Origin of the sequence: Flavobacterium sp. 1355, assembly GCF_017833415.1 — a bacterium.
Taxonomy (GTDB): domain Bacteria; phylum Bacteroidota; class Bacteroidia; order Flavobacteriales; family Flavobacteriaceae; genus Flavobacterium.
The window spans coordinates 62,796-75,449 of record NZ_JAFICC010000014.1; the positions used below are offsets into that span (position 1 = coordinate 62,796).

Annotated in this window: 10 protein-coding genes and 1 pseudogene; 2 read left to right on the forward strand and 9 right to left on the reverse strand. The window is 32.9% G+C overall.

Annotated elements, in window-relative coordinates:
- Positions 1 to 217: 217 nt before the first annotated feature.
- The 3 genes from purB to JOD96_RS17940 all read right to left on the reverse strand — a co-directional run bounded on the left by purB (position 218) and on the right by JOD96_RS17940 (position 3,045).
- On the reverse strand, positions 218 to 1,564 hold the full coding sequence (gene purB, locus JOD96_RS17930) for an adenylosuccinate lyase (protein ID WP_209565605.1): 1,347 nt from the start codon (positions 1,562 to 1,564) through the stop codon (positions 218 to 220).
- A 90-nt stretch (positions 1,565 to 1,654) separates the two neighbouring features.
- The gene (locus JOD96_RS17935) at positions 1,655 to 2,347 is read right to left on the reverse strand and encodes a sterol desaturase family protein (RefSeq protein ID WP_209565606.1); all 693 of its coding nucleotides are present in this window, start codon (positions 2,345 to 2,347) and stop codon (positions 1,655 to 1,657) included.
- Positions 2,344 to 3,045 carry an SIR2 family NAD-dependent protein deacylase gene (locus JOD96_RS17940; RefSeq protein WP_209565607.1) on the reverse strand — a complete coding sequence of 234 codons (702 nt, stop codon included), beginning with the start codon at positions 3,043 to 3,045 and terminating at the stop codon, positions 2,344 to 2,346. The genes JOD96_RS17935 and JOD96_RS17940 overlap by 4 nt, the downstream gene beginning before the upstream one ends.
- A gap of 169 nt (positions 3,046 to 3,214) precedes the next feature.
- On the opposite strand from JOD96_RS17940, the pseudogene cysC reads away from it, so the two are divergent.
- Both cysC and JOD96_RS17955 read left to right on the forward strand, forming a co-directional pair.
- Positions 3,215 to 4,741 (forward strand): annotated as a pseudogene (gene cysC / locus JOD96_RS22485) (adenylyl-sulfate kinase); the annotation flags it as partial.
- A gap of 62 nt (positions 4,742 to 4,803) precedes the next feature.
- Positions 4,804 to 5,466 (forward strand): TrmH family RNA methyltransferase, encoded by a 663-nt coding sequence (locus tag JOD96_RS17955; protein ID WP_209565608.1) that lies wholly within the window; start codon positions 4,804 to 4,806, stop codon positions 5,464 to 5,466.
- A gap of 227 nt (positions 5,467 to 5,693) precedes the next feature.
- On the opposite strand, the gene JOD96_RS17960 is transcribed toward JOD96_RS17955, so the two are convergent.
- The 6 genes from JOD96_RS17960 to JOD96_RS17985 all read right to left on the reverse strand — a co-directional run bounded on the left by JOD96_RS17960 (position 5,694) and on the right by JOD96_RS17985 (position 12,647).
- Positions 5,694 to 6,596: a YARHG domain-containing protein gene (locus tag JOD96_RS17960; RefSeq protein ID WP_209565609.1), complete on the reverse strand. Its 903-nt coding sequence runs from the start codon at positions 6,594 to 6,596 to the stop codon at positions 5,694 to 5,696.
- Positions 6,593 to 7,228: a DUF2306 domain-containing protein gene (locus JOD96_RS17965; protein WP_245188444.1), complete on the reverse strand. Its 636-nt coding sequence runs from the start codon at positions 7,226 to 7,228 to the stop codon at positions 6,593 to 6,595. Before JOD96_RS17965 ends, JOD96_RS17960 begins: the two co-directional genes overlap by 4 nt.
- A 145-nt stretch (positions 7,229 to 7,373) precedes the next feature.
- Positions 7,374 to 8,990, reverse strand: a complete 1,617-nt coding sequence (locus tag JOD96_RS17970; RefSeq protein ID WP_209565610.1) for a PepSY-associated TM helix domain-containing protein — start codon at positions 8,988 to 8,990, stop codon at positions 7,374 to 7,376.
- 72 nt (positions 8,991 to 9,062) lie between these two features.
- Positions 9,063 to 11,258: a TonB-dependent receptor gene (locus JOD96_RS17975; RefSeq protein WP_209565611.1), complete on the reverse strand. Its 2,196-nt coding sequence runs from the start codon at positions 11,256 to 11,258 to the stop codon at positions 9,063 to 9,065.
- 99 nt (positions 11,259 to 11,357) lie between these two features.
- Positions 11,358 to 11,735 carry a hypothetical protein gene (locus JOD96_RS17980; protein WP_245188445.1) on the reverse strand — a complete coding sequence of 126 codons (378 nt, stop codon included), beginning with the start codon at positions 11,733 to 11,735 and terminating at the stop codon, positions 11,358 to 11,360.
- A gap of 114 nt (positions 11,736 to 11,849) precedes the next feature.
- On the reverse strand, positions 11,850 to 12,647 hold the full coding sequence (locus tag JOD96_RS17985) for a hypothetical protein (RefSeq protein ID WP_209565612.1): 798 nt from the start codon (positions 12,645 to 12,647) through the stop codon (positions 11,850 to 11,852).
- Between the last annotated feature and the right edge of the window lie 7 nt (positions 12,648 to 12,654).

Below are 12,654 nucleotides of genomic sequence, written 5' to 3' on the forward strand. Positions count from 1 at the left end.
AAAGTGGTATTTTTTCAGGAGCTCAACCAGCTTTCTGTTTCAGTCTTTCCTTAAAAATGAAATTTTAAGAAAGACTTTTTTTAAATGAAAATTCATCTGACTTTTTATCAAATAAAAATCTCAGTGAAGTAATCTGGCTAGTTTGCTCAAAATAATTAATAAAAAAAAGCTATCTCGATAAAGATAGCTTTTTTTGACAAAATAGTTTACGTTTTATTTAAATTCCTGTGTAATTACTAGGAGTTATTTGCATTAATTCGGCTCTAATGGCATCAGAAACATCTAAAGTCGCAATAAAATTATGAATTGCATTTTTGTCGATTGCTTCATTTGTCCTTGTTAAACCTTTTAGAGCTTCATAAGGATTAGGATAAGCTTCACGACGTAAAATAGTCTGAATCGCTTCTGCCACAACTGCCCAGTTTCTCTCTAAATCTTCGGCAAATTTAGATTCGTTAAGCAATAATTTGTTTAACCCTTTAAGTGTTGCCTCAAAAGCAATAATAGTGTGGCCAATAGGAACACCAATATTACGAAGAACAGTGCTGTCTGTTAAATCTCGCTGTAACCTCGAAATTGGCAGTTTAGCTGACAGATGTTCAAAAATAGCATTTGCCATTCCTAAATTTCCTTCAGAATTTTCAAAATCAATCGGGTTTACTTTATGTGGCATCGCAGAAGATCCAATTTCGCCTGCTTTGATTTTTTGTTTAAAATAATCCATTGAAACATACGTCCAGATATCACGGTCTAAATCGATAATGATATTGTTGATTCTTTTTAATGCGTCAAAAAACGCTGCAAAATGATCATAATGCTCAATTTGTGTTGTTGGAAAAGAATGTTGCAGACCAAGTTCAGTTTCAACAAATTTATTTCCAAATTGTTTCCAGTCTATTTGTGGATAAGCTACATGATGTGCGTTGAAGTTTCCTGTTGCACCGCCAAATTTGGCAGCAAACGGAATGTTGAATAATAAACGCATCTGTTCTTCTAAACGTTCTACAAAAACCAAAATCTCTTTTCCTAAACGGGTAGGAGAGGCTGGCTGCCCGTGCGTACGTGCCAACATCGGAATATCCTTCCATTCTGTGCTTAAATCTTTTAATTTTGAAATTAAAGAAATTAAACCTGGCATATAAACCTGCTCAAAAGCTTCTTTTGTAGAAAGTGGAATCGCAGTATTGTTAATATCCTGAGATGTTAATCCGAAATGAATAAACTCTTTATATTGTGATAAACCCAGTTTTTCGAAAGCATCCTTAATAAAATACTCAACCGCTTTTACATCGTGGTTCGTAACTTTTTCTGTTTCTTTGATCCAAAGAGCATCTTCTGTAGAAAAGTTTTTGTAGATGTTGCGTAAACTGTCAAATAAATTTGAATTTACATCTTTTAATTGTGGTAACGGAATCTGGCATAAAGCAATAAAATATTCAACTTCAACCAAAACACGGTATTTAATCAGTGCTTCTTCTGAGAAAAAAGGTGCTAATGAAAGTGTTTTATTTCTATATCTTCCGTCGATTGGCGATATGGCATTCAATTCGTTTAGAGTAGTCATCGTTCTGTTGTTTTTTCGAAAGGTGCAAATATAAGGTATTGGTAAAACTTCTGAAAGTTAGTTTTAAGTTATTAATTCCGAATGTTGTGATTAAATTATGGTTTTGAAGATTTTATCCCAAATAGTAAAATAAAAGCCATAATTGTGGGACTCGTTTTTATGATGATTGGAGTGAAACTTAGTTGTCGAAATCCATTTTGTAAAGTAATTGCGATACCAGAATTTTGGAAAAATATCGGTTTTTAAATGGCCAAAAATTCCGTACGATAAGTTTAGAATCAGATAGATTATAATACTAAGATAATGAAACTCTAAGACAGAAATTAAAAATAACCATATAAAACCAAAACCTAATGTTTCTATCGGATGAAGCACATAAAGACTGTAAACATTTGTTTCTACATGACTGTGATGATGTTTATGAATCTTGTAAAACCATTTTGACTGATGTACCAGATAATGAAAACAGAACATAAAAAAGTCCATTAGTAAAACAAGCAATAAAGTATCCAGAGCAATTGAAAATACAGAATCTGAAAAATCAATTTTCATAATATTCCAATTGTATAATTCAAAACCAAGTAAAGTTATAAACGTATTACAAATCAGGGTCGAGATTATCCACTTACGGTCTGTTTTATTTAGGAAAGTATTTTCCGGTTCGAGAATTTTTCCAATTAGAATTGAGATATAGAATAATACCAGATTTTCAAACCCAAAAAAGAGCAGAAAACTAGTAAGATTGTATTGTGATAAATGGGTTAGCCAGGTTTCAAAAATCATTTCAGATGTTCTAGTTCCAATAATCTTTCTTTTAAATCGGCAACTCCTGTCGATGCAAACTTGGCAATGGTCTCAACTTTATTTCGAATATTCGGGATATCGATTGGTTTTGGATCAATATAAAAAACCGGAGTTGTAGCCGGAGTATAAGAAATAAGCCCCGCTGCGGGATAAACCTGTAACGAGGTTCCAATTACAGCAAAATAATCTGCAGTTTCTGTAATGTCAATTGCCTCTTCCAGAGCAGGAACTTCCTCTCCAAACCAAACAATATGTGGGCGCAACTGGTGTCCGTTTTGATCAAAATCTCCGGTAAATAGATCATCTGCCCAATCGAGAATAATGTTTTTGTTTTTTGTGCTCCTTACTTTCAGAAGTTCACCATGCAGATGCAAAACTTTTGTGCTTCCGGCACGCTCGTGTAAGTCGTCTACATTTTGTGTTATAATGTAAACATCAAAATGCTGCTCCAGTCCGGCTAAAATCTGATGTCCCAAATTCGGCTGAACTTCTTTAAGCTGTTGACGTCTTTTATTATAAAAATCCAGTACCAATTCCTGATTTTTATGCCAGCCTTCCGGAGTTGCTACTTCCATGACATCATGACCTTCCCATAAACCATCACTGTCGCGAAAAGTTTTTATTCCGCTTTCAGCGCTGATTCCTGCTCCGGTTAAAACGACTAGTTTCTTTTTCATTTCTTATTTATTAAAAGATAAAAATAACAATTTATGCATTCATTTCTGCAGAAAAGATAAGACTTACTTTGCAGATTTTTTCTTTATGAAGAGAAATAAAGCGTAGTTATACTTATTGTTTAGCCTTTTTTAATTATTTAGTTTTAAGAGGAAATTAAATAAAAGAAATTCTGAAATGATTTTAATACAATTTACAGGTTTGTCAGGTTCCGGTAAAACTACATTGGCAAAAAATGTAGCGCATTTACTGTCAGCAAGAGGATATAAAGTAGAAGTCGTAGATGGAGATAATTACAGAAAGACACTTTGTAGTGGTCTCGGATTTTCAAAAGAAGACAGATATCAAAACATAAGGCGGCTTTTTAATGTCGGTCAGGATTTGGTTCAGTCAAACGTGATTGTCTTAATGTCAGCAATAAACCCTTACGAAGATTTAAGGAATGAATTAGGTCAGTACAAATTCGTAAAAACAGTATTTCTGGATTGTGACATAGATAATCTTATTAAAAGAGATCCTAAAGGTTTGTATAAAAAAGCACTTTTGCCAGACGAGGACAGTAATAAGATTAAAAATTTTACGGGAATAAGTGATATTTATGAGATTCCTCTAAAACCTGATTTAGTTATAAGAACCGACTCAGAATCAGAATCAGTTTCAACAGAAAAACTGTATTCTTTTATCATTAGCAGTTTAGCGGATACAACCTTTCAAACCAATAATTTTTCAAATATGGAAAATACAAATCACCCTCTTTTGCATTGGATTCCCAATAAATTAATTGAAAAAGACGGTCAGGTATATTTTGAATGGATTTATTTAGGAGAAAAAAGATATCTGGATCCATTTTTTGAAGAAACACTGGTTAAGTGCCAAAGCCATCCTGTTAATTCCAAAAGATTTAAAGTGATAAGTACCGCAGAAAACCTTATTGATTGGGCCGGTCAGTTGGCTTCTGTAGAATTAAAAGCTTTTGTATTTCATGTTTCGCGTTGCGGTTCAACAATGCTTGCACAATCATTAGCAGTTTCTCCACAGAATATAGTAGTAGCTGAAGCTCCAATTATTGATTTGATTTTGAGAAGTGAATTGTTTGACCTTTCTAAAAAAAGAGATCTTATCAAGGCCATAATAAGAATCTTAGGCCAAAAAAGATTTCCCGAAGAAAAGAATTTAATTATAAAACTTGATTCCTGGCATATATTTAAAACCAGCGAATTAAGAGATGTTTTTCCAAATCTGCCTTTCGTACTGCTTTATAGAAATCCTGTTGAGGTTTTAAAATCCCATTCAAAATTAAGAGGAATGCACATGGTGCCAAACCTGCTTCCATCAAAAATTTTCGGGATTAATAATGAACAAATTGAACAAATTGGTTTTCATCAATATGGTGCAGTTGTGCTTGAGGAATATTTTAAGGCCTATAGTGATTTTTATGAAAAAGACTCAAATGTTTGGGTGTACAATTATAACGAAGGGATGAAATCTATTTTAGAAAGATTTTTGACAATTATAAATGCCGATTACTATATCGAAGAAGTTGACCAAATGTATGAACGGCTAAAAAAACATTCTAAAAATGAAAAAAATGTTTTTACAGGTGATGTATATATAACTGAAAAATTACCGATTGATGTCGAAAAGGTTAATTATTTATATAAAATCCTGGACGAAAAAATAAAAGGGCAATTGGCCTGAAGGAATTAGCGTTACTTTATAAGCAATTCTTTTTTAGTATTTTTGCGGCAAACAAAACCAAAATGATTGATTTAGATTACCTCGCATTCCTCGAAAATATATTAACTGATAACCGCAAAGAAAAATTCCTGAAAGTCTTGGCGAATCGTACAAAACATTTTACAATTGCAGTTGAGGATGTTTTTCAGATGCACAATACAAGCGCAGTGATGCGAAGCTGTGAGGTTTTTGGAATTCAGGAACTTAATATTATCGAGCAGCGTTATGGTAAAAGAATCGATAAAGAAATTGCAATGGGTGCTCAAAAATGGGTAGACATCAATCAGTTTGATTCGATTACCAATTGTGTTTCTGCCTTAAAAAATCAAGGCTACCAGATTATTGCCACAACACCTCATGAAAACGACTGTTTACTGGAGGATTTTGATATTACAAAGCCAAGTGCCTTGTTTTTCGGTACAGAACGCGACGGACTTTCTCAGGAAATTCTGGACAGAGCAGATGGTTTTCTTAAAATACCAATGGTAGGTTTTACAGAAAGTCTGAATATTTCTGTTTCGGCAGCAATCATCATTCAAAATCTAACCAACAGGCTAAGAAATTCAGATATTGACTGGCATTTATCTGATGAAGAAATATTAGAAAAACGCCTTTCTTGGGCTAAAAATTCTATAAAAGATATTAAGAGAATCGAAGCACGTTATTACGAGGAAAATCAGAAATAGCGATTTCCTTCAAGGTTTCCAAAACCTTGAAGGTATTTGGAATATTCTTTTAAATATGAAAAGTTTTCGCCACGAATTACACGAATTAATTAATTTAAAAATTGGTGGAAAATCGTGTAATTCGTGGCGAAAAAAAATATACCTACAAGGTTTTGGAAACCTTGCAGGAGAGTCGTTGAGAAAAAACTTAGTATCTCAGCAACTCAGAACCTTAGCATCTTTAAAAATCACCTTCCAAAAGAATCATAGTTATCTTCTGCGTATTTTTCAAAACGTTTTAATAATACAATATTCTCTTTTTCTATAGTTGTTAATTGATTGTCAACACTAGTCGAAACCGGAATATACCATTCGACATCATCAAAAAACTGACGTACTGTTTTCGTTTTAAAAGAAAGTCCGTGTCTGGCAAAAATGGTATTTCTAAGAATTTCTAAATCTATCTTTTTTAAGTTTTTAACATCAGATTCTTTTAATTTCTGTGTCGAAGAATTGATTTTTAAAATGCTTTCAGATGCCATTCTGTATACATTTTCAAAATAAGTTTCGGTTTTTGTAGTGTCTTTTGTTTCTTCATCTTCATTCTCTTCTTCATAAGTTACTTCCTCTTCTTTTGGATTTTCATAATCAACATACATATCGTTATCCGGAAGCATTACTGTAGGGTCGTATTTAAACTGTTTTTTAGTTAGTTCAAATTTTCTTTTTCGGACTTCTTTTTTAGGATTATTTGCTGTCCATGTTCCTTTTAAAAGTGTATCATTTTGTATTTCGAAAGTAAAAACACCATCGTTTTTATCATCGCCTGGTTCTTTTAGTGTAAAAGAAATAGTATTTCCTGTTCTTTTCATTGTACCTGCAAGCGGTCTGTTATTACCTGCAACGATACTTTGTCCTGTAACTTCTGTTTTGGTAATTTTTTTGATAACAATATTGATCTTATTACTATATCTTTCTTTTTCGGGCTGGGTTGTGTCACGTTCTGCAACAACAAAATCGCCAACCCATGAACCGTATAAATCAGTTCGGATTTCTTCGGGCATTTTATTATCACTGATTTGTGGTTGTTTTTCTTTAGAATTACAGGAAAAAAGTAAGATGGCTAAAAATAAATAAAGAAGGTTTTTCATTTTTTTGATTGATGATAAAGATAATATTCTATGATTAATAAATTCGGAATCCAGCCCAACCAAGCTATAATTTGATATAAATCCATTGGCGCAGGATGAAACAAATATACAAGAATAACCTTCCAAAAACGCAAGGTAACGGCGGAAAATGTTAAAGCAAAACTTCGAAGCATAAATGCCTTATGCTGTACGATTTTTTTGTTTTTAATAAACAGAAAGCCTTTTAAAGTAAAGTAAAACCATAAAACGGATAAAGTGACAAAAGATATTTTAGAATAAAATCCTCCATTAGCGAAAAAACCAATAAATAACCCCGAAGGCGCACTTAAAAACAGAACTACAAAAACATATAGCTTTCCGAGATTCCGGTGCAGAACAGGATATTTATTTAAAAGAGTATGGTTAAACTGAAAAAATCCGGAAAGCAAAACAAAAATTGCCGAATAAACATGGATGTAAAAGAAGAGAATGTAATATGGGATTTCAGAAACTTCGGTTTGTTTGATTTGAAGAAAAGCAGCATCATTTTTTAGCGGAATATACTGCCAGGTTAGCTTCAGCATTAAAATAAAGAAATAACTAAAACAGACTGCCCAAATTAATAATAACGAAAACTGAATCTTCTTTCTCAATTCTTTCTTGTAAAAGGTTTGTTAGTTACCAAATATAAATAATTCCCAATCACTTTTTGGTAATTGGGGTGAGTTTTTCGCCACGAATTTACGAATATTTTATTATCAATAATTGGTGAATTCGTGGCGAAAAAAACTTTGAATCTTAGTATCTCAGAGCTTGCCTACTCTTCAAAAACAAAATAAATCCTAAAATACTAACAATTAGGATTGACAGCGCTGCTAAAACGGTTGCCAGATCACGAATGTTTTTTCCTGCCCAATCCATAAATAAGAATTTATGAAAAATAGCAAAAGAATAACCTTCTACTTTATCTGCGGGTGTAACAACAGCTGCCAATCTTGATGTTGCTGTTTCAATAAAATATGATGTTTTTTCGGGAGTGTCATAAGTCAGTTTTATTACTGGCAGTCTTTTATTGACAAAACCATATTCTCTGCTTTCAAAATCAGTTAAAACTTTTGATTCTAACAATTTGGCATTTTCCAGAGCTGGCTGAGGTTCTTCATGCGAAGTTTCGTCCATTTCGCAACAAGCTCCCTTTGGTGTTCCGTCTGTAAAATAATAGGCCAAAAAATCTGCGTATTCAAGATCAATATTTGGCGTAATTTGATTTGTTGTAGCGTTGATGTAAACTACTTCTGATTTAGAATCCTGTTTTTTCTTCCATTTAGAATCTCCTTTCGGTTTTCTGAATTTTCGGTTTTCTTTTTCAGTAAGCTGACAACGATAATAGATGGTATCGTTAAGTGTAATTATGCCGATATTTTCAAAACGGTTCCAGTCTAAATTCAGATTGTTGCTCGCAACCGGAATTTCTTTGGTAGAAAATGTTGGTTCATACACCATTTGTGACAATGTATAAGGCGACCATTTTGTGGTAGCGTGATAGGCACCGCTAAATGCAAAAGTTAGCGTAAACAGCGAAACCCAAATCCCAATTTGACGATGGTATTTTCTCAATCCTTTTTTAGCCTGCAAACTATCCACTTTCTTGAATTGTTTCCATAACAAGCCATAAATTAGAATCCCGCTTAGAGCAGAAAATGCAATAATTGACAATAGGAAAATCATCGTGATAATTCGGATACTGTTGTTGGCAATGGCATCAATAAAAGACCAGTTATGAAAAGTGTCAAAAAACCAGATAAAGACCTGTCTCGAAGTCGGATTATAAGTAGCCAGTTTGCTCGAAGATGTTTCTACATAAATTTCCATCGCGTCAGGGCGATCGAAACTTAATTTGTAAACGGGCAAATAACGATTGACATATTTGTATTGCGAAGTAAATTCGGTGACAATTTCACTCTTTTTTACCGCACTTTTTTGATCGTCAAGAAAGTAACGAGAAAGCCACTCCGCATATTTCTGATCTCCGTTTTCAAGCTTTTTACCATTAGAGGTATTAAAATATAATAAATCTCCGGGAATCATTTTTACCTGATAGTAAGTAGCATTGTTAAAGGAAATGATTCTGAAATTTTTGAAATCATTGATAGAATTTTGCTTTAAAACTTCCTGAATAGAAAACTGCAGCTGCTTTTTATCAATAACTTGCTGCTCTATCTTATCGTGTGCAATTTCGGGTTTAAAAAAATGCGCCATAAACGGATGCATTAAACCGGATAATGTCCAGAAAATTACTGGAATAATTGTAATCAAGCCAATTGTACGATGCCATTTGTACATGTGCTGTTTAATTTTCCTGATAATTTTGGAATCTTTCTTTTTAGATTTTTTCTCTTTTATTTCTTTGCTCATATTTATAGTCTTATGATTTGTCTGATTTAGTTACCATAGATTAAAGGATTTTTAATAATCTGTGGCTAGGACTTATTTTTTTAATGAAAAATTATACTGAATTCCAAAAACAAAAGTTCTGGGTGCTGCTGCTGTATAAGTTGGCTGGGCTCCCGTTGTATTGGCTCTGGAAACATTGTAGGCATATAATTTGTCAGTAAGGTTCAGGACATTTCCATAGATCTCAATTTTTTTCCATTGATATCCAATTCTGGCATTAAACAAATTGTATCCGTCGTATTTTACGGTATTGATCTGGTCCTGATAATAACTGCCAACCAACTGCCACTCAATAGAAGTTCTAAGGTTTGGAAGCCAGTTTGGATAATAACTTACTTCAGAGTTTCCGGACCATTTTGGAGCTGCCGGCATTTCTTTTCCATTTAAATTCTGAACTGGGTCAGAAGGTTTGTCCGAAAGTTTAAAATCGATATAAGTATGTTGCGCGTAAGTTCCGCCAAGACGAATATTGAATTCTTTAGATGGCTTGTATGAGGCGCCAAATTCAATTCCTTTGTGACGCGTTTCTCCGGCTGAACGATAATCTGTTGAATTATCAGGAAGTTTGATGCTTAAAAGTTCGTTTTTTCCTTCCATATAATAGAAAGCGTAGTCGAAATTTAATTTATTTTCAAACAAAGAAATCCATCCGCCAACTTCATAATTATTGAAAGTTGCCGGTTCCAGATTATAATAAAAATCAGCTGGAACTCCCGTTGTGCCGCCAGTTCCCGGTTTGGTTCTAAAAATTGAAGTGATACCAGGAGGAGCAAAGCCTTGTGAATAATTACCATAAAAACCGGCAAAATCAACCGGATTATAATTGATACCAATTTTAAAAGTAGCTTTATCGTAAACTTTACTTCCTGTAGAATTATCTAATGCATTATCATAATTAATTTTCATATTGTCATATCGACCGCCAATAGTAATCAGTAATTTTTCAATCAGATTAAAACTCAATTGTGCATATCCTGCCGTATTAAAAATATCAGCGCTATAATCTGCTATCTTTAAGTCAGGTCTTTCTTCTATTAGTTCATAATGTTCAACAGTTTGTTTTCCAATTTCACCAGGATTTAATATAGCACGTAAATCTGTTCGATATGCCCAATACATTACAGGAGAATAATCATATAAAGCTCCGGCAACAAGTTTGGTATTTAAAAAATCAAATTTTTGAATATGTTGTCCTGTAACACCATAACTTTTAAAATTGTTTGAGTTAACTTCTCCATATGCAATTTCAGGGTTATTTTTTTGAGAAGGATAATAGGGGTCCGGTTTGGTAGGGTCCGGATTCCATTTAATACCATAAGAAGGATTTTGTCCCAGTTTATTATCACGCAAATAAGCGGTAATGTAACTGCTTGAGTTATCATTCCAATCATGCTCAAGTGTTAATCGGGTTCTTAAAGCATCTGATTTTCTATAGGTAAAATCAGTTGTACTTTTATAAGTTCTGTTATTAAAAGCTTCTTCATTAACACTCCCGCTCATATCTGAATAGTATTTTCCATACATCGTATTACTAATCAATCGGGTAGAAGGAGAGATGTTATAATCGATTCTGGCATTCAGATTGTCTTTGTTGTAATCTGAATATGTCATCCAGCCGTTTTCCTGTAAACTTGAAATCCCTGCAATATGAAAACCAATTTTCCCTATTGTTGCTCCTCCCGCAGCCTGAAATCTTCTGTAACCATAATTATCTGCCTGAACTCCAAACTTAAATTCCGGATCAACTGGTGGTTTCAATGAAATTAGATTTATAGTTCCTCCAACGGCTTCCGGTCCATACAAAGATGAAACAGGGCCTTTTACAACCTCAATGCTTTGAAGGTTAAACTGGTTTATTTCTAATAAAGCATTGTGATTAAAAATTCCCATTGGGCGAATTGGTAAACCGTCTTCAAGATATAAATAATAAGCATTTGTGGTCATTGGCTGTCGAATCGACATCATATGCTGCTCGTTTCCTAAATTGACCATTAATACGCCGGGTGTTTTATTGATGATTTCGTAAACCGCTGTTGCTTTGGCTTCATTGATAGTTTTGGCTGTCAATTTGCTAATGGCAACAGGCGTTTCTTTACGCAAAGTTGCTGTGCGGTTGGCAGTCACAAAAACATTTTCAAGTTCCTGAGTGCTGGTTGTGTCTTTCTCGACTTTGTTCTGAGCAAAGACACATTGCCCTATGATTAGTAGGGTAAAGTATATTTTTTTCATTTTAATTTATATAAATTTTGAAAAGTAACACGTGTTTTTCCCTGATTTAAAACCAAGAAAAAATCTTTTCAGTTTTGAATTGAAAAGTGCAGCTAAAATTTATATAAAAAAGGATGGGGGGTGAAAAGTACTGTTCGAAACCGAAATTGGTTTTTTATCAGAAGAAGCAAAAAGTTTTTCAGAAGACTGGATAGGAGTTACTAATTTAAAATTAGCGGTTGCTGTGTTTTGAATGTAAACTACTTCTGTTTTTTCTTTCAGATTGTTTTGCATTCTTTTTTCATTGTCAGCGTATTTTTTTAAACTTTTTTGAAGTTCGCATCGGCCATTACAAGAATTAAAAACCATTTTCCGTTGTACACAGATGGTTTTTGAAATTTCTTCCTGATTTAATTTGAATGAGGTATAAACAAAGAAACTGCCAAATGATGGCACCAAAAGCATGCAGGAAAGTAATATGATAAAAAATCTTTTCAAAGCTTTTTCTTTGTTCGAAATGCAAAAATACAGTTTTATTGTTTTGAAGTAGTATGATTTTTGTCATTTTGCAAAAAAAATCGGCAGTTAGAAAAAACAACCACAAAATATATTTTAATTACATTCGTACTCTGCAAATAATGGGTATCCAAATTCATTATATTGATATGAGCTTATTTCCCAAAAAAAATCTGTGCTTATGTTTTCCTTATAAATGCTTTTAGAAATATATTTTCTGTAATTATTTTTAGAGTATGCCCTGTTTCTATAATCTACAAAAGGTACATTAATGTTTAGAAAGGGATTTTTATTAGAATCAAAGTTAGAAAAGTTGATTATTTTTTCGATTTTATTTCCATCTAATGGATTATTAATTTCTGAAACTTGTAATAAATTATGGTTTGAGTCATAAGTATAATTTGTTGTTATTTTATAAACTTCGGTTTCATCATCCTCATAATCTCCTATGGTTTGAAGAATTCTGTTTTTAGAATCATATTTAATATTTTCAATCCATTTTGTTGTGTAACCGTTATCAGAGACTTTTATATTTTCTCTTTTATAAGGAACTGTCGAGTTTTCTTCATAGAAAAAAAGGTCGTAATGGTTGTTTTTTTTATAGACAATTTTTGCAACTGTATTATTCGGGTTATATACAATACTGTCTTCCGAAAGTTTGCCATATATTACGTTTCCACTAGATCCTGAGGCAGTATTCCCATAATGTTCTCTTTTTACCAAAAGAGAATTTAGATAAATTAACTGTACTTCGTAAAGATCAGTTGTTATTTTGTTGTAACGTAAAATTTTACATTCAGATTCTTTTGTTTCTCTATTTTCATCAGAAGAGCAGTTTGTTAAAATGAATAGGGCTAATATTATTATGGTAAGAGAAAGTAATTTTATTTTCATGTAATAA